Origin of the sequence: Sorangium sp. So ce375, from assembly GCF_051473855.1 — a bacterium.
GTDB lineage: Bacteria > Myxococcota_A > Polyangia > Polyangiales > Polyangiaceae > Sorangium.
Genome location: NZ_CP150335.1, coordinates 6,539,101 through 6,557,047, shown reverse-complemented (window position 1 = coordinate 6,557,047; position 17,947 = coordinate 6,539,101). Strand labels below are relative to the sequence as shown.

Sequence of the window (17,947 nt, the reverse complement as noted above, 5' to 3'; positions counted from 1 at the left end):
CAAGGGCCCAGTCGATTGACAAGGGCGTGAGTCGACAGCACCGGTGAATGGGTGAGGGGCATCGGTCGACGGTGACAGGGTGATGCCCGACGCGACGAGCCGGAGCGGATGTCGCCACGTGTCATGGGCCGCGGGGGAATGGGGGCGAGTGTGCGGCTTTTGTGTCGGTTTCGGCGTTGGTAACCGTGTTGGTCTCCGTTCTGGCCTCCTGCGAGCGCGCCGAGGGCACGGACTGCGGTTGACGGAAGTGGGGGCGCGCACGCCTTGACGCCGACGCGCGGGCGCGCGCCTTGACGCGCGCCGAGCGCTCGTGTGCTCTCATTCTGCCTCGCATCGCGCGACGTCGAGCGGCTCGGCGAGGAAAGGGAGGATCATGCTCACCCACGGCTACACCTACGAGGCGACCCTGGCGGATTCACACAAGATCACCTGGCGCGTCGAGGACATCATCGGCGGTGACAAGCAGCTCGACTTCTCGAAGCCCTTCCTGCCCGACTCGCTCGCGGGCACGGCGCCGATCCGCTGTCTGAGCGCGCGAGAGAAGCTCCTTCTCAACCAGATTCGCGGAAATAGCTATCTTTACCTCTTCGGCTTCGTCGAGGAGTTCATCCTGCCGTTCGTGCTCGAGCAGGCGCGCGCCGCGGTCCACGGCCCGGACGCGGTCGAGGTGCGCGCGCTCGTCACGTTCGCCGACGAGGAGGCGAAGCACATCCACCTCTTCCGCCGGTTCTCGGCGGAGTTCGCGCGCGGGTTCGGTGTCGAGTGCGGCGCCATCGGCCCCGCGAAGGACGTCGCGGCGGCGATCTTGAAACACGGCGCGCTCGGCGTCGCCATGGTGACTTTGCACCTCGAGTGGATGACGCAGCGCCACTACCTCGACAGCGTCAAGGAGGGTGACGCCGAGGGACTCGACCCGCAGTTCTCGAGCCTGCTCCGCCACCACTGGATGGAGGAGGCCCAGCACGCCAAGCTCGACACGCTGCTCGTCGCCAAGCTCGCCCGCGAGGCCGGGCCCGAGGGCATCACCCAGGCCTTCGACGACTACGTATCCATCGGCACGATGCTCGACGGCGGCCTCGCCGCGCAGGCCAAGCTCGACATCGACGCCCTGGAGCGCGCCGCCGGCCGCACCCTCGCCGAGGCCGAGAAGGCTGAGATTTTCGAGGTGCAGCAGCGCTCCTACCGCTGGACGTTCCTCGGCTCGGGAATGAGCCACCCGAATTTCGTCCGCGCGCTCGGCGAGCTCAGCCCCGCCGGCGCCGAGCGCATCGCCGCGATGGCGAAGGCGCTCTCCTGAGCGCCTCCCGTTCCCGGCGCTATCCCCGATGTGCCGGGGTGGCCGGCGTGCAGGATGCTGCCCAATCCGTTCGGCCCGGAAGCGCCACGAGGCAGGGAGGCTCAGTGTCCTGTCATCGCCCGTGTAATCCCCCATAACCGAGCGAACGATTGATTGAGTGATCGAGCGCTCGCGTGATCGCGTGATCAGCGCTCGCCATCCGGATGTCTACGGGAGCACTTATGCAGTGGCCCCGTCTGGGGGAAAGAACTTGACTTCCACGGACCGCTTGGATGTCCTGCCGAGTGGAGCGGCTGCGCCGCTGTGAGCTTGACATGGAAACCGAGATCGCCCCGAGCCCCTCGCCCGAGCACGTCGACCTCTCCGCTCCCTCGGTGATCGCCGATCCATACCCCGCCTACGGCGCGCTGCGGGATCGATCGCCGGTGCTCTATGCGCGCGTGCCCGCGGGCGGCGCCGCGGGGCTCGACGAGCCAATCCGTTCCTACGCGCTCCTGCGCCACGGGGAGGTGCTCGCCGCGCTGCGCGATCCACAGACGTTCTCGTCGAGCGTCACGGACAAGATCCGTGTCTTGCCGCGGATTACGCTGCTGCACGACGACCCACCTCGCCATACCCACCTCCGCCGGCTCGTCAGCCGGGCGTTCACGCCCCGGCGCATCGCAGAGCTCGAGCCGTGGATTGGCCGTCTCGCCGCCTCGCTGCTCGACGCGACGGGCGACGGGCCTTCAGAGCTCATGAGCACCTACGCGATCCCCCTTCCGATGATGGTGATCGCCACCCTGCTCGGCATCCCGGCGGAGCGCTACGCGCAATTTCGGAGCTGGTCCGAGTCCGTGGTGTCGTACAGCGGCATACCGGCCGAGGAGCGCGCGAGCCGCGGCAAGGCGATGATCGCTTTCTTCGGGGAGGAGCTCGCGGCGCGACGGCGCGCGCCGTCAGGCGACCTCATCTCGGCGCTCGTCGAGGCCGAGATCGACGGCGCGCGCCTCGATACACCCGAGGCGGTCGGCTTCTGCGTCGGCCTGCTCGTGGCCGGGAACGACACGACGACGAACCTCATCGGCAACATGCTGCACATCCTGTCCGAGCGGCCCGAGCTCTACCGGCGCGCCCAGCAGGACCGGAGCCTGGTGGAGCCCATCATCGAGGAGACGCTGCGCCACTCGAGCCCGGTGCAGCGCCTCCTGCGGCTCACGACGCGGCCGGTGGACGTGAGCGGCGTCGTGATCCCGGCTGGGCACCTCGTCGACGTCATGTTCGGCGCGGCGAACCGGGATCCGGCCGTCTTCGAGGAGCCGGACGTGTTCCGGATCGATCGGCCTCCCGCCGAGCACCTGGCGTTCGGGCAGGGGATCCATTTCTGCATCGGCGCGTCGCTCGCGCGGGCGGAGGCGCGGATCGCCCTGAACGAGATCCTCGACCGCTACGCGGCGATCGCGCCCGGGCAGGCGCCTCCTCTGCGACAGACGCGAGCGATGATGCCACTCGGATTCGAGTCGCTCCCGCTCGTGCTGCGCCAGAGGGCCTAGGACGCCAAACGGGTTGAAGGTCGACTAAATTCAATGGGTCGCAAAACCTAGCGATCCGCCGGGGAGCAAGCTCCAAGGGCAAGGGAATACGGGAAAGAGAACAACCGCAAGGGCGCAAGGGGCGCAAGAGGTGAGAGATGACAGATGGGAGATGAGATAGTTTCCTGTCTTCCTTGCGTCCTCGCGCCCTTGCGGTTGTTCTTCTCTTCTGTTGATTTCCCCCCAACTCTAATGTGAACGGTGTTCTAGCACCGAGTCGACTCGCCGAAAAAGCTCGGCTCGCGCGCGTCACGCGTGCGAGAGGAACGTCACCTTGCCGGTCTCCAGGGCGTACTCCGCGCCCACGATCAGCATGCCTTCCTCGGCGCACAGCCGCTCGAGCAGCCGGCTGCCGTGCCGGAGGTGATCGCACGAGTTGCGCACGTTGGCGCGCACCGCCTCGCGCATAAGGAAGCTCCTGTCGGCGTCGCGGCCTGCGGCGCTCACCACGGTCTCGACGGGGGAGCGGCAGCGCTCGACGATATCGCGGATGTTGTCGGTGAGGGGGCCGCCATGGTCCTCGTTGAGCAGCTCGCTCAGCGTGGCGTCGATGGCGCCGCAACGGGAGTGGCCCATCACCACGGCGAGGCGGGTCCCGAAGGCGGCGGCGGCGAACTCCACGCTGCCCACGAGCGAGGGCGCCACGACGTTGCCGGCGACGCGGATGACGAACAGATCCCCGAGCCCCTGGTCGAAGATGAGCTCCGCCGGCGCCCGCGAGTCCGAGCAGCTGAGGATGATGGCGAAGGGCTGCTGCCCCTCCACGAGCGCGGCCCGAGCCCGCGGTCCCATCACGACGTGCTCGCCGCGGATGTTGTCGACGAAGCGCCGGTTGCCCTCGATCAGGCGCTCCAGCGCCTGATCGGCCGGCACGTTGGGGAGGGCGGGCGGAGCGTTGCTGTATCCCATGCTGACCGGCCACGGTGGGGGACCTGGCCGCGGGCGTCAATGGGTGAATATTCCGTCACGCGTGTATTCAGGCTCACGGTTCACGGCTCACGCTGCCGCGCCGCCGCCTCCGCCGCGCCGCCGCCGCGTCGCGAGCGCCGCGAGCGCCGCGGCGGCCCCGAGCGCGCTCAGCAGCCCGCGCCCGCGCCCGCGCGGCGAGCTCCCCGGGGTCGCGCACCCGCACGCCTCGTCGGGCGCCGGCGGCTCCTTCGCCGGATCGACCACCACGCTGACCTTGTCGGTCGCCTCCAGGATCCCGTCGCTGACCTTCACCTCGAACGCCAGCGTCGTCGCCGCGGCGACCTCGGGCGCGACGAAGATCGCCCGCGCGCCCTCGCCGGTCAGCTCGACCGCCGGCCCCGCGGTCTGCACCCAGGAGAACGTCAGCTCGTCCTCCTCGGGGTCGGAGCTCCCCGAGGCGTCGAGCGTCACGAGCTCGCCGATCGCGACCGCCTGGTCCGCCCCGGCGTCCGCCACGGGCCCGCCCTGGCAGGAGGCGGAGTCCTCGACCAGCGTCGCGAACGGCTTGTTCTTCAGGCCAGCGAACCCGAGGTCGTCGAGCTCCCAGCCCGTGTCGCCCGCGGCCGCGTCGGTGCCCACGCGGAACCGCACCCGCACCGTCTTCCCGGCGAACGCCGTCCCCAGGTCGATCGCGACGTGGTCGGCCTCGGGCCACGAGGGGCTCTGGCCGACGAACGCCGTCCGCCTGCCCAGCGGGTTGCCCGACTCGGCGGTGATCCTCCCGTTGTAGCCCGGCTCGGCGCGCCGCCCGATGTCCTGCCACGTCTCGCCGCCGTCGGCGCTGAGCTCGACCACCGCGCCATCCCAGAACGTCTCGTCGCTCGTCTCGAACTGGTGCCGGTGCGCGAACGTCAGCACGAAGCGCTCGGTGTCGCTGACCTCCAGGGGCGGCGAGACGAGCGCCGTGTCGGACAGGCTCCCGAGGTTGACGCCGCGCCACACGCGGTTCGGCGCCGTCCCCTCGGCGCGCGACCAGACGAGCTCGCCGGAGGGCCCCTCGACGGTCCAGGTCGTGCTCTGCGTCTCCACGTCGTCGACCGACGAGGACCCCGGCACCTCGTCGTAGTTCACCCGGCGCACAAGGGTCTCCACCCGCGTCGGCGTGCACGCCTCGGCGCTCTTCAGCGTCAGGCTGAGCTTGAGATCCTCGGCGGGCGCCACGGTCCGGTCGAGCTTCACCGCCACGGTCGCGGTCCCGGTCGCGAACGGCGCGATGTCGCCGAACGACGCGCGCGCCCCGTCCGGGAACGTCACCCCGGCGGAAGGCACCTCGATGGACGCCACCGTCCCGGTCAGGGGCGCCGTGCCGCGATTGACGATCTCGATCGCGATCGTGCCGGACTCCTCCGCGTCGAGCAGCCCGTCGCGGTCGCAGGAGCCGGCGCTGTCGTCGAGCTCCGCGCGGACCAGCGAGATCTCGGGCTGGACGCGGAAGCTCTCGACGACGCCCGAGAAATCGTGCGAGTCGGCGCGCGGGGACACGGCGCACGTGCCGGCGCCGCGCCGGGCGAACGCCTCCGCCAGCGCGAGGAAGTCGCCCTGATCGCTGGCGAGCGCGGCGGCGAGGAGCGCGTCGCGCTGCTCGGTGTACGTCGGGCTCGCCGGCGCGAGCTTCATGCCGGCCACCACGTAATCGCTCATCCGCCGCCGGGTCTGCTCGAACGCGCGCGGCGGGGTCAGGCCGCCGCCGTGCCGGATCAGCCCGACGTAGGCCTCGAACAGCATGCTCGCCCAGACCTCTCCCGCGTTGTGCTCCTCGGAGTTGTCGGAGAGCCCGCCGTTGATGGGGTGGTCGGGGAGGCGGGCGCCCTCGGAGATGTGCTTGAACGTCAGCCCGTTCTTGCTGAAATCGACGGAGTAAGGGGCGCGGCGGATGCCGAAGTAGCTGTCGCCGAGCGCCGCGCTCCCGTAGCTCGAGAGCGGGAAAGCGCCGTCGAGGTCGTCCCCCTCGCGCAGCGCCATGTGCAGGGCGATGAAATCCCCCCATCCCTCGCTCTGCGCGCCGCACATCTTCGTGCCGCACGCGACCTGACGGAGGTGGATGTAATGGCCCCACTCGTGCGCCACGATGGTGTTGTCGATGGTGCCGTCGCGCTCGACGCTGGGCTCGCGGGTCATGGTGACCGTGAGCGGCGCGTCCGCGGCGGCGAGCGCCGCCTTGAGCGCGCTGCCGTCCTCCTGCGAGACGCTCTGCGCGGGGGTCATCACCTCGGGGGCCTCGCCGAAAAGCCGCGGGGCCCCGTCGCTCTCGCGGTTGTTGGCGATGAGCACGCCGATGGCGCCCGCCGCCTGGGCGCTCGCCGCCTTCTCGCCGAAGGTGCACCCGCCCCGGTCGACGAGGGCGATCTTGCCGGCCACGTCGCTCCTGATCGGCCCGCACGCGTCGCCGCGGGGCTCGGCGTCGTCCAGGCCGAGGGCGAGCTCGCCGCTGATCTCGTAGCGCTGGGGCCCGAACAGCGCGGTGTTCGACGCGTAGCTCGCGTTCTGCGGCGTGACGCTCAGCGAGCGCACATCGGGCCCGGACCACAGGTACATCTGCATCCGGGGCGACGCGCCGTCGTACGTCGCGTCCATGTTCGCGTTGTCGCGGCTGCCGCCGGGCGCGTCGTCCTGCGCCTCCGCGAGCAGCGGATCGCCGTCGAGGCCGCCTCGACCGAGGTTGTCGCCCTGCGCGTTGCCGGCGGCCTCGGTGAAGCCGGAGTCGTAGTACCAGTCATGGAGCCAGTTCGTGACGTAGAAGACCTGGGTGACGGCCGCCATGATCTGCCCGGGTGAGGCGAGCGGCTCGGCGAGCGGGTCATAGGTGTGGTCGAACGAGCGTGGCCCCGAGAGCGCCGCGCGCGTATCGCCGCTGGAGAACCCGTCGGGCGCGTTGTGGTCCGCGTAGGCGTCGACGTTGTTGCCGCGGGTCGAGGTCGCGTCGGCCGGCAGCCACGGATCGGCCCCGCCGTCGGGGTTCGTGTTGAAGCCATCGATGGAGATGAGGCTCGGCGCGATGAACCGAGGGACGTGGCCGTCGGGCCGCCCGGTCGGGTGCGGCGAGAGATCCGTGACGGGGCCGTCGAGCGGCCTGTGATCGCCCCCTGCCTCCGCCCAGACCCGGTAATCGAACGCGGAATGGGAGAGGTTCTCCCGGTAGAGGAGCTGCCCGTCGCTGGCCCCGAACACCCAGGCATACGCCGCGGAGCTCGTGCCGCCGGCGTCGCCCGAGACGAGCTCGACGAAGTAGCCGGCGACGATCCGGTCGGGCAGCGGAAAGAGCACCTTCCTGACCCGCGCCGGCTGCGTGAAGCGCAGGCCCCCGGCGCCCTGGCGCGCGTGCTCGGTGTCCGCGAGATCGAAGAGCCGATATCCGCCCTTCGCCTCGCCGAGCTCGCGGAGGTCGGCCGTCTTCAGCTCGACGCGGTGCGCGTCGCGCACGGCGCGGACGACCGCCTGCGCCGGCGAGCCGGAGAACGCGCGGCCGCGGAGCGAGCCGGCCTGCGGCGAGGCGGCGCCGGGCGGCAGCGGCACGGCCGACGCGTGCAGGTTGCCCGCGATGGCGACGAGCGCGAGGTCGCGCTTCATGAGCACCTTGATCTCGCTCCGGAAGACCGGGACGCCGTCGACGTCCTGGCCCAGCGTCACGACGATGCCGCCGCGCCCGGTGTCGTGGACGTGCCGCACCACGGCCGTATCGAGCGCCGCCTGCGGGAGCCCGTAGAGGCGCGCGTACCGCTGCACGTACCATCGGGCCGCGGCCTCGGGCGTCGCGTGGGTCGCGGCCGGCGGGCGGTGGTCCGGGGACGTCGCCCACACGAAGGTGGGCACCCCGCGCTGCGGATCGGTCGACGCGACGACCGCGCGCGTCGCCGACGCACCCTCGTCGACGCGCGCCGCGCGGGCGGGCGGCGCGGGTGGGGCCTTGAAATATGCGTCGTAGTTCGGGCGCTCCCGCGCGTGGGCGAGGGGGCCTGTGAGCAGCGCGAGCGATAGCGCCGTGTACCGAACTGAGACCTTCATGTTCCTCGATTCTCCGACCGCGAGGGGACGACGCGTGACCGGCCGCGCGCTGCCTCCCCGGGCGCCCCGCGCCCACCCGTCGAATCCGCGACGCAATGCACCCTAGCCGCAGCCTGCGCCCAGGGAAAGCGCGACGGCTCTCGCTCTGTCCGGGGTCGTAAGGCGCCTCTCATGCGATTTCGTCCCGGCGCTCCTCAGAGCGCGAGTCAGGAGGAGCCGAGACGGGAATGGAATAGAGAGAGAACCCTTGTTGGCACATTGCACGAATCCATGAATTGCAGTGTCATGCCCCTTCGCGGGGCGAGCCGAGCTCGGCGTATGCCTCGGTCGCCGCGAGCTGGGCAGGAGGGCGGCTGTCGCGCCCGCGATCTCCTCCACGGTCTGGTCGGACGAAGCGTCCTGGCGCGGCGCGGGGTCATGCGGCGCGTCGTGCAGCACGGGCTGATGCAGCATCACTTGGCGCGGCGCGGGGTCATGCAGCGCGTCGTGAGGTGCGGGCTCATGCGGAGCGAGCTCCGCGATCCAGCCCACGCGCGGGGTGCCGGTATGACGAAGCGCTGACATGGCGCGCGACCCCCGGCGATTATCTTCGCAAAACCCAACGTGATTCACGCTTTGCACATCGAGACCAAGCTCGTCTCCGAAGAGCTCTGCGCGCTGTTGCGTCAGGTCGATCCAGCGGTCTTCGTCTTCCACGACGAGCCCGAGGTCCGCGCCCGGGTCGAGCGGGTGGCGTCGCGGCTCCGAGAGCTCGTCGTGGCGGCCGAGCGCGACGATGCCGGAGGCAGGCTCGAGCGGCTCCGCGAGCGCCTTCGCGCGCTGCTCGCGGCGGTCGAGCGGGCGACCCCGACAGGTACACCTTCGCCCAAGGCGGCGTGGATCGCATTCCAGCGGGAGGTGCAGCCTGCCTACGAGTCGCTGCTGCTGACGCTGCGCGGCGTGGTCGCCGCGCCGCCGAGCGTCAGGCCGACGAACCACGCGCGCAGCCTGTGGCACGTGGGCACTGGGCTCCTCGTGCTCGGGCTGGTCCAGCTCCTGCCCCAGCGCGGCTGGCTCGTGGCGGTGAGCGGGGCGTTCGCGGCGGCGGCGTGGTCGATGGAGATCGCCCGTCGGGTCAGCGAGCGGGTCAACGATCGGCTGATGCGGGTCTTCCGGCTCGTGGCGCACCCGCACGAGCGCTACCGGGTGAACTCGTCGACCTGGTACGTGACGGCGCTCTTCCTGCTGGCGCTGTTCGGGACGAGGCTGAGCCAGTCGCTCGCCGTGGTGGTGCTGGCGGTGGCCGATCCGGCGGCGGCCCTCATCGGCCGTCGCTTCGGCCGCACGCGGCTGCGCGACGGCCGCTCCCTGGAGGGCACGCTCGCCTTCTTCGCGGCGGGCGCGCTGAGCGCCCTGGCCGTGATGTGGGCGCTCGGCCCGGCGTCGCTCTCCTCGCGGCTCCTCCTGGCCGCCGTCGCCGGCCTGGCCGGGGCGGCGACCGAGCTGTTCTCTTCGCGGATGGACGACAACTTCACCATCCCGGTCGCCGTCGCGGCCGCGCTGACGGTCGCCGGCGCGGGTTGACGTCAGTTGACGTCAGCCAACGCCAGTTGACGCCGAAGGCGCCATCTCGCCGCCGATCTCCAGCGCGAGGCGAGCGAGGTACTGTCTCATGAACTCCGCCCGTCGCGCGCCCTCGCGGCGCCCTGCGGCCGTCGTGAGGCTCTCGGCGGTCTTGAACAGCTTCACGTGGAAGTGGTCGATCGCGTTCACTCGGTCGTCCCACGGCCTCCGCTCGGCGAACGGATCCTCGGGATCGTAGAACCGCACGCCGAGCAGGCCGCCCACAGCGAAGCAGCGGGCGATCCCGATCGCCCCCAGGCCGTCGAGGCGGTCGGCGTCCTGAACCACCCTGGCCTCGACGGTCCTCGGCGCGATCCCCGCGCTGTAGCTGTGGCTCTCGATGGCATGGGCGATGTCCGGGAGGAAGGCCTCGGGGTACTCCACGCCCCGGAGGAAGCGCAGCGCCTCCTCCGCGGAGAGCCGCGACGCCTGGGAGCGCCTTGGGTCGTTCTTGGGGACGTTGACGAGATCGTGAAGCCACGCCGCTGGGACGACGATCTCGAGCCTCGCCCCTTCATCCGCCGCGAGGGCCTTGGCCGTGGCGACCACTCTCGTGAAATGCGCCAGATCGTGGGCCGGATCATCGCCGAGATCGGTCTCTTTGAGCTTCTTCGTAAAAAGCGTTTCCCAGTGCTTCATGGACGAGCTCCCGCAGGGGTGTGAAGGGCGCTGTGGCGTGGGCGTGAGCCCTCAGATGCATGGATGAGCTGTCGAGCCAGTACCGCGGCTCAGGAATCCTGCCAGGGAACTATCTCGCGAACGGAGAGAGAGTTTAACGCAAAGACGCCAGGAGCGCAAAGGCGCAAAAATGCACGAGTTTGTTGTTTATGCGACTTTGCGACTTTGCGACTTTGCGACTTTGCGTTGAAATCTCTCACCGGCACACATCGAATTGCCCGAGGGGGTGCGCCACCCCGTTGACCATCACGTCGATGCTGTGGCGACCGGGATAGTGACGGCGGGTCGTCATCTCCTCGAAGGAGACCTTGCCCGCTATCTCGGCTCGACCCGACGGCGGCAGGACGACTTTCCGCAGCTTGAAGACCTTCGGCCGCGTCGAGCCGTTCGCCTTCACGAAGTGCACGGCGCAGTCGACGAGCAGCTCCTGCTCTCGCGGGGCCGTCGACGTGAGCTCGAACGAGAAGCGGAGCTCTCCGCCGATCTTCACCGATCGCGGGGACAGCGACGCCGAAGCGATCTCGACCCTCGGCGCCGCGCCGAAGCCGAGCGCGCCGAGCGCGCCGCGATCCCCCTTCTTGACGAGCGAGCGCAGCGCGTGGCTCACGATCCATCGCCGCCCGGGCGGCGCGCCGTCGAGCCACCGCCGGCACAGGTCCGCCGCGATCGTCGGGTGATCCTTGCTGATGTCATTGATGTTGTTGGCGACGGAGCGCTGCACGTACCGCTCGGGATCGTCCTTCAGGAGCTCGAGCAACGCGATGACCGGGCTTGGGTCCTGCTGGAAGGCGCGCAGCCGCGGGGCCCACGGCAGCCGTGGACGCGTCGCCTCGGAGACCAGCCGCCTGACGTGGACGTTCGGGTCGGCGGCCCACGCGCGGAGCCGGCGGAGCGTCGCGTCGGGGTATTTCATCAGGAACGCGCGGACGCTGAACTCTGCAGAGAACCGCTTCGTCAGCTCGTATTGCGCGGTCATCGCGTCCTCGAAGTGATCGAGCCCGCGCTTCGCCACGTAGAACACGTGCGGCATGTACTGGAGCGGCTCGAGGCCGAACGTGTCGCTCCGGGCCAGCTCGGGCCCGAGGGAGGCGACGAGCACCCGCGCCGCTGCCGGAAAGGGCTGCGGCAGGTGCTCGTGCATGACGTCGGCGATGCGGGAGGCGCGGCCCGTGAGCTCCAGGTCGGAGAGGCCGGCCAGGCAGTCGCGGGCGAAGCCTCGCTCGTCGAGGCCAGGCTGCGCCGCGCGGAGATCGCGGGCGATCGCGCGGACGCACCGCTCGTCGAAGAGGTCTTTCAGCCTGTCACCCATGGGCATCCGTCGGTGAGAAGACGCCGAGGCCGATCGGCCAGGTCTTCGCTAGGTTGGACATGGGCGTTGACTAGCGTGAGACCCTGACAGATTCTGTCACCATATGTCGCGCGCCGTCCGCGTCATGGAGCTCTCCGACCTGCTTCGCGCGCGGGGGGCGACGACCGTCGGCGAGCTGGCCGCCACGCTCGGGGTCAGCGCCCGCACCGTGCGCAGGGACCTCGCGACGCTGAGGGAGCGCGGCGTCAACATCGAGGGCGAGGCCGGCCCCGGCGGGGGGATCCGGCTCGACGCGGGCCGGGGCGTCACCGCGGTGCACCTCTCGGTGGCCGAGATCGTGACGCTCTGGCTCTCCGCGCGCCTCTCGCAGGCCGCGAGCGATCTCCCGTGGAGCAGCGGCGCCAGCTCCGCGCTGGCCAAGCTGCTCAGCAGCCTTCCTCCTGAACGAGCGCGAGAGCTGCGCGCCCTGTGCCGGCGGGTCATCGTGGGGGATCCGGCGAGCGGGCCTGTGCGCGCCGGAGCCGGCGCGCCTCCCGCAGAGCTGGTGAGGCTCTTCGAGGAGTCGTTCTCCTCCCGCGTCGGCCTCGGGTTCGACTACCACGATCGCGAGGGGAAGACGTCGAGGCGACGCGTGGAGCCGCACGGTCTCCTGGTCCAGAGCCCTGTCTGGTACGTGCTCGCCCTGGACACGGGGAAGAACGAGCCACGAATGTTCAGGATGGATCGCATCTCGACGCCCCGCGTCCTGCGGGAGATCGGGTTTCGTCCCAACGCGGACGTCATCTGGTCGCTCTTGCCGAAGGAGTGCGCGTGGCGACCGCTCCTCGGCGACCGTCCATGAACGTCGTCTGGCTGTGACCACCACATATCGACCTCGAGGGGGCCTGGGACCCACCATGTCGTCTGGTTGCGCGCAGCGGCTCCGGCTGATAGCCTAGGTTTGATACAACACACGACATCTTGGCGAGTGGACAGAACGAAGGACGACGTCCGGTAGACGGGACGCGTGCTCGATTCAATGCGCCAGCGGAGATGCATCTCCCGCCGAGGAGAGAACAGCGATCGATGGCGCACGGCCCACACGCCCCCTGAGGCCGTGCTCGCCTGCGTGCGGTAGCAGGCGCCGCTCGGACAGATACGGTCTCGAGCTCGCCGAGGTCGTTTGCCCGTGGCTCTCGTCCTTGGGCGCCATCCGTCCAGCTGATGAACAAGGGGGCCAATCGTCTGTGGTGGTCATTCTCGAGGACGCGATCAAAGGAGCTTTGATGAACTGTTCAGTCGCGAGATGGGCATCCGTCTCCTTCGTTACCCTGGCCGTCTCTCTGCTCGGAAGTCGCGCGTCCGCGCACGCGCCGGAGGGGGAGGGAGATCCGCCGGACAGGGACGCGGTCCTCGATTGGAACGCCGTCGCTCTGGACGCGGCTGCGGAAGACACCACCGGCGCGTTCGGGCCGCCGAATCAGCGCGGGCCGACGCGCCTCTCACGGGCTCTCGCGATCGTCCACGCGGCGATGTTCGACGCCGTGAACTCGATTGTCCCGGAGTACAAGCCGTACTCCGTCTGCCTCGACGCGCCGGGTGCATCGATCGACGCGGCGGTGGCCACGGCAGCCCAACTTACGCTGACGGCGTTGTTCCCGAGCCAGGCAGCCCTGTTCGAAGAGACGCTCGAGGAGTACCTGGCGGAGATCCCCGAGAGCGACGCCAAGGAGGACGGCGTTGCGCTGGGCACCGCCGTGGCCGACGAGATCCTCGCGGAGCGGGAGAACGACAGGTCAGATGCCCCGATGCATTATACTCCGAGCTACGCCCCCGGCCGGCATCGCGTCGATCCGCTCTATCCAGATCAGGGGTACTTGACCCCCCAATGGGGGAGGGTCCGGCCGTTCGCCATCAGGAGCGGCGCCGAGTTCCGTTCTCGGCCGCCGCCGCCGCTGTGGAGCCTGGAGTATGCGGTGAGCTTCTACGAGGTCTTTTTGCTGGGCGGCGATGGCAAGAAAACCCCGACGGTGCGCACGCCCGAGCAGACCGTCATCGGGACCTTCTGGTCGTATGACGGTGCCCCGGGCATCGGGGATCCGCCGCGGCTCTACAACCAGATCGCTCGGGTCATTGCGGAGCAGCAGTGCAACTCGGAGATCGAGAACGCCCGCTACTTCGCGCTGGTCAACATCGCGCTGGCCGACGCCGCCATCGCCACATGGGAGACGAAATACCATTACGATTTCTGGCGGCCGATCGTCGCCATTCGTCAGGGCGACAGGGATGGGAACGCGCTCACGATCGCTGACGGGCGGTGGACACCCCTCGGATCGCCCGGCAGCAACGAGAGCCCGCCGCACATGACCCCCAACTTCCCGGCGTACACCTCCGGGCACGCGAGCTTCGGGGCTGCCATGTTCCAGGTGCTCACCCGTTATTATGGCACAGATAGCATCCCCTTCTGCTTCATGTCCGACGAGTTCAACGGGGTAACGACGGATAAGCGGGGCTGTGTCCGCCCCGAGATCACGCGCTGCTATTCCGGCTTCCAGGAGGCAACTTGGGAGAACGCGCTGAGCCGCATCTACCTGGGCGTCCACTGGAGGTTCGATGGAGTGGAAGGGATCCGTCAGGGCACGCGCGTCGGAAACGCCGTCTTCAACAGGGTCCTCCGGCCGATCCGTCGGCGGCGCCATTGAGGAGCCGCCAGAGCCATCAGGAGGAGATGGGTCGCCGCATGGCGGAGCGTAGCGGCTTCTCGGGGACCTGTGGCCACGGCGAGCTCGCGGGCCTCGTCAGGACTTCGGCACGAGCCTGGGGCGATCACGTCGGCGTTGCTTCCGTTCAGTTCAGTCCAGCGTTCCTTGCGCGTGAGAGTTCTGTTAGAACCGAGCGACCATGCGAGGGCAGAGGGGGAAATGGACATGCGGCGCCGCGCTGTGCGGCGCGGCGGGGCTGCTGTTTCTCGGCGTGGCGGGCTGTGGCACCACGCCCGACGCCCCGAGCCGAGCGACAGGAGCTTCGAGCGTCGGCGCGGGGGGTGGAGGCGGCGAGACGGCCGGCTCCGGCGGCTCCGGGGGCGCTGAGCCATCCGGGGGCGGGCAAGGCGGATCTCCCGAGGGCCGCGATTGCGGGACGGCGGGAGAGGTGATCGCGGTGGGCACGAACTTCCTTCCTGACGCGACCGGACCGGCCCCCGAGCTGGAGCGCCTGCGCGGCTGTACGCGCTTTCTCGGCACGCTCCATCTGCTGGGGCTCGGCGGACCCGAGGCCATCGACGCGCTCGCGGATCTCAGGGAGATCGCGGGGTCCTTGCTGCTCGTCTCGCCTCCTCCGGACCTCGGGCCCCTGTCCAACCTGACGCGGGTCGAAGGTCGATTGGTGGTCGTGGCCGCGCCGGAAGCCTCGCGCGGCCTGCCGTCGATCCGATACGTCTCCGAGCTGTGGCTCTATGAGGGCAGCTTTGCCGACATGTCGTGGCTTCCTGAGCTCGAGGAGATCAGCTCCGCCATGATCGCCCGGCGCAACTCGCAATTGAGCGTCGAAGCGCTGGAGGCTTTCGCGACGCTGCGCGTGCGCAGCGGCGCGCTTGTGTCCATCACGGACGGCGTTCCTGCGGACCCGCCGGACCCCGATGCCGAGGCGGTCGTGTGCGGCGAGCCGAGCGATCTCGTGATCGCGCCCTACGAAGGCCTCGCCGGATGCACGCGTTTCCGTGGCTCGATCCACCTGAGCGACACGGGGTCAGGCAGGTTGGAGGCGCTTTCCTCTCTCGTCCATGTCGATGGCTCGCTGACCCTCTTCCGCAACGCCACGGACGACTTCACCGCGCTGCGCAACCTGCGCCGCGTCGGTGCGAAGTTCCAGCTGCATTTGTTGGAAACGCCGAGCCTCTCCGGCTTCGAAGCCCTCGAGGAGGTGGGTGAGCTCAACCTCGCGAGCGCGGGCCAGCTCACGAGCTTCGACTGGCTCCCAGCGCTCGCCAGGGTTCGTGAGGTGGCGCGGCTCGCGAGGTCGTCTCCCCTGTCCAGAGCGGCCGTCGAATCATTTCTTTCTCGCCTGGATGTCGGGGGCGAGACCGCGGTGATCAACCTCGACTGAGGCTTCCTCTTCGCGTCGAGAGCCGAGATCTTCGAACGTCTGGCGGATGTCTCGGCCCCAGCCGTGGCGCGCCTCTGCTCGGCTCACCGCGCGGGGCGCGCCGACTCGCGGCGCGGAGCGCGCGCTCAGTTCACGTCGACGTAGAAGTCGAGGCTCTTCAGGTTCGTGATCGGGCCTTCCCAGATCTCGAACCCGACGGCGACCGCGTTCACCGTGTTGCCGGGCACGCTGAGGCCGCGCGTCGCCGCGTCGCGGACGAAGTCCATCACGTCGAACTCGATCTCGTAGCTGTCGGTCCCTTCGGCGCGCACCCAGTTCACGATCGGCAGGCCGTTCACCATGCCGTTCCAGATGTTCCACGTGCCGGGGACGTTCGCGACCGTCACGCCCTGGTGCTCGCGGTTCGGCTGCCCGGCGGGCTGATATTTCGTCGGATCGTGCAGCCACACCATGAGGTAGCCCTGGAGCTGCGTGCCGTTGCCCATCCAGATGTCGTATGCGGCGTTGTACTGGCCCTCGTTGTTCGTTTTGGCCCAGCGCCAGCCGGTGCGCAGGCTCTTGATGGATGCGCTCGGCGCGGGCAAGCCGCAGTCCGGCACCTCCTTCACCGAGTAGCGGCCGCAAAACACGGACGGGTACGAAGCGGGCTGCCCCATCGAGCCGGCCGAGCCGCTCATGCTCTCGACCGTGAACGACGTGCCTTCCCACGAGACGGTATGGCTGCCGAAGCCGGGGCCCCAGCCGTTGGTGATGAGCACGTACGGCGTGCCGTCGCGCGAGACGAGGCCCGTTTCGTACCGCTCGCTCGATTTGCCGGAGCCCTCCATCGCGCCGTTGCCGAGCTCGGAGCCCGGGGTCGTCGTGCCCGTGCTGCTGCTGCTGCTGCTGCTGCTGCTGCTGTTGCTGCTGCTGCTGCTGCTGCCCGCGCCGCCGCTGCCTCCCGCGCCGGCGCCGCTCGTCGCTGCCGTGGTGTCGTCGCCGCCGCCCGTTGTTGCCGCGGCGCCGCCGCCGGTCGCACCGGCGCCGCTCGTGCTCGAGCTGCCGCTGCCGCCCGTGCCGCCGCTCGTCGAGGCGCCCGAGGTCGTGGGACCGCCGGAGCCCGACGCTCCGCCGGTCTCCCCGTCGTCAGAAGTGTCGCCGCAGCCGGCGGCGAGGGTCGCTGTCAGCGTGAGCAGTGCGAAAGAATTGGTTAAGGAACGTGTGCGCATGGGTAGGGAACATACCACCTGGACACCGGCGCACGGCGGTGGGCGGCGCGACGTTAGGCGAAAAAGCAGCGCGTGACATGAACAATTGCAGCAGAAGCGATGGCGCCGCCGCTCAGCTCGAAAAGTGTGGTGTGCGTCGAACGGGGAGCTTCACTGCTCGACGAACCTCTCAACATCGGGTTGCGAGGCGCGACCGAACTGCCGAGAAGCAAGCTCCAAGGGCAAGGAATGCGGGATAGAGAGAAACCGCAAGGGCGCAAGGGGCGCAAGGGATTAGAGATGAGAAATGTTCTTGCCTTTCCCTTGCGCCCCTCGCGCCCTTGCGGTTTCTCTCCCCTTCTGTTGATTCCTCGGAGCTCCAACGTGATAGATGCTCTAGGACGTGCCCTTGCTCCGCTGATGAAGGACGAGCTGCGTCCGGTTCATCAGCTTGACGCCGGCCGCGTCGAGCTCCTCGAGCGCCGCGACGCGGAGGTTGTGCATGCTCCCGTCCTCTTCCACGGCGCTGTACCAGGCCGTCAACGTGAGGTCGAGGGAGCCGTCCTCCATGTCCGTGAGGAACACGGTGGGGGCGGGGTCCTGCGCCACGCCGCCGGCGCGCTTGCCCGCGCGCACCAGGGCCTCCATCGCTGGCCCGAGATCGCGAAGCCGGCCTTCCACGGTGAGCGTGACGGCGCCGCGCAGCAGCCCTCGATCCGAGTAGTTCACGATCGGCCCGTTTGTCACCGCGGCGTTCGGGATCACGATCTTCTCGTTGTCCGTCGACACCAGCGTGGTGTTGAAGAGCCCGATGTCCTCGACGATGCCCTTGTGGCTCCCGATGGCGACCTTGTCCCCGAGCTGAAAGTGCTTGAAGAAGAGGATGAGCACGCCGCTCGCGAAGTTGCTCAAGCTCCCTTGGAGCGCCAGCCCCACCGCGAGGCCCGCAGAGGCGATCACGGCCACGAGGCTCGTCGTGTGGATGCCCACCGTCTCCATCGACGCGATGAACGTCGCCGCGAGCACGGTGTAGCGGAGCATCGACGCCAGGAACCGCGCGAGCGCCGGATCCAGGTGAGTCCTGCACAGAGCGTTGACGGCGATCCGGTACGCCCACTTGCTCGCGAGCCCACCAGCGGAGAGGATGATGAGCGCGGTGGCGATCGACCGGAGCGTGTCGGCGGAAGGTACCAATTCCTGGAGCTGCATGGTGCGATGGCGCGCAGGCGGCATGCGCGCCGCACGGGCG

The 17,947-nt window shown here is 69.5% G+C and carries 12 protein-coding genes; 6 read left to right on the top strand and 6 right to left on the bottom strand.

Annotated elements, in window-relative coordinates:
• Nucleotides 1-373 precede the first annotated feature (373 nt).
• Together WME90_RS24200 and WME90_RS24195 are read left to right on the top strand one after the other, a co-directional pair.
• The gene (locus WME90_RS24200) at nt 374-1,297 is read left to right on the top strand and encodes a hypothetical protein (protein ID WP_437274339.1); all 924 of its coding nucleotides are present in this window, start codon (nt 374-376) and stop codon (nt 1,295-1,297) included.
• Nucleotides 1,298-1,611: 314 nt separating this feature from the next.
• Nucleotides 1,612-2,829, top strand: a complete 1,218-nt coding sequence (locus WME90_RS24195; RefSeq protein ID WP_437274338.1) for a cytochrome P450 — start codon at nt 1,612-1,614, stop codon at nt 2,827-2,829.
• Between the two features lie 288 nt (nt 2,830-3,117).
• Here WME90_RS24195 and WME90_RS24190 read toward each other — a convergent pair whose 3' ends face one another.
• Nucleotides 3,118-3,777: a carbonic anhydrase gene (locus WME90_RS24190; RefSeq protein ID WP_437274337.1), complete on the bottom strand. Its 660-nt coding sequence runs from the start codon at nt 3,775-3,777 to the stop codon at nt 3,118-3,120.
• An 87-nt stretch (nt 3,778-3,864) separates the two neighbouring features.
• Entirely contained in the window at nt 3,865-7,839 is a 3,975-nt protein-coding gene (locus WME90_RS24185; protein ID WP_437274336.1) for a M36 family metallopeptidase, read from the bottom strand.
• Nucleotides 7,840-8,454: 615 nt separating this feature from the next.
• Between WME90_RS24185 and WME90_RS24180 the strand changes: the two genes are divergently transcribed.
• Entirely contained in the window at nt 8,455-9,402 is a 948-nt protein-coding gene (locus WME90_RS24180; protein ID WP_437274335.1) for a diacylglycerol/polyprenol kinase family protein, read from the top strand.
• A gap of 12 nt (nt 9,403-9,414) precedes the next feature.
• On the opposite strand, the gene WME90_RS24175 is transcribed toward WME90_RS24180, so the two are convergent.
• Both WME90_RS24175 and WME90_RS24170 read right to left on the bottom strand, forming a co-directional pair.
• On the bottom strand, nt 9,415-10,080 hold the full coding sequence (locus tag WME90_RS24175) for an HD domain-containing protein (RefSeq protein WP_437283546.1): 666 nt from the start codon (nt 10,078-10,080) through the stop codon (nt 9,415-9,417).
• 235 nt (nt 10,081-10,315) lie between these two features.
• A complete protein-coding gene (locus WME90_RS24170; protein WP_437283545.1) occupies nt 10,316-11,428 on the bottom strand; it encodes a DNA alkylation repair protein in 1,113 nt (370 codons plus the stop codon).
• Nucleotides 11,429-11,531: 103 nt separating this feature from the next.
• Here WME90_RS24170 and WME90_RS24165 point away from each other — a divergent pair, with 103 nt between their 5' ends.
• The 3 genes from WME90_RS24165 to WME90_RS24155 all read left to right on the top strand — a co-directional run bounded on the left by WME90_RS24165 (nt 11,532) and on the right by WME90_RS24155 (nt 15,511).
• Nucleotides 11,532-12,269: a helix-turn-helix transcriptional regulator gene (locus WME90_RS24165; RefSeq protein WP_437283544.1), complete on the top strand. Its 738-nt coding sequence runs from the start codon at nt 11,532-11,534 to the stop codon at nt 12,267-12,269.
• 424 nt (nt 12,270-12,693) lie between these two features.
• A complete protein-coding gene (locus WME90_RS24160) occupies nt 12,694-14,109 on the top strand; it encodes a phosphatase PAP2 family protein (protein WP_437283543.1) in 1,416 nt (471 codons plus the stop codon).
• A 448-nt stretch (nt 14,110-14,557) separates the two neighbouring features.
• Complete coding sequence (locus WME90_RS24155) at nt 14,558-15,511, top strand: hypothetical protein (RefSeq protein ID WP_437283542.1); 954 nt, start codon at nt 14,558-14,560, stop codon at nt 15,509-15,511.
• A gap of 125 nt (nt 15,512-15,636) precedes the next feature.
• Here the strand turns inward: WME90_RS24155 and WME90_RS24150 are convergent, their stop codons facing one another.
• Both WME90_RS24150 and WME90_RS24145 read right to left on the bottom strand, forming a co-directional pair.
• A complete protein-coding gene (locus WME90_RS24150; protein WP_437283541.1) occupies nt 15,637-16,719 on the bottom strand; it encodes a GH12 family glycosyl hydrolase domain-containing protein in 1,083 nt (360 codons plus the stop codon).
• 375 nt (nt 16,720-17,094) lie between these two features.
• Nucleotides 17,095-17,907, bottom strand: coding sequence for a mechanosensitive ion channel family protein (locus WME90_RS24145; RefSeq protein WP_437283540.1), 813 nt, complete (start codon nt 17,905-17,907; stop codon nt 17,095-17,097).
• Nucleotides 17,908-17,947: the final 40 nt, after the last annotated feature.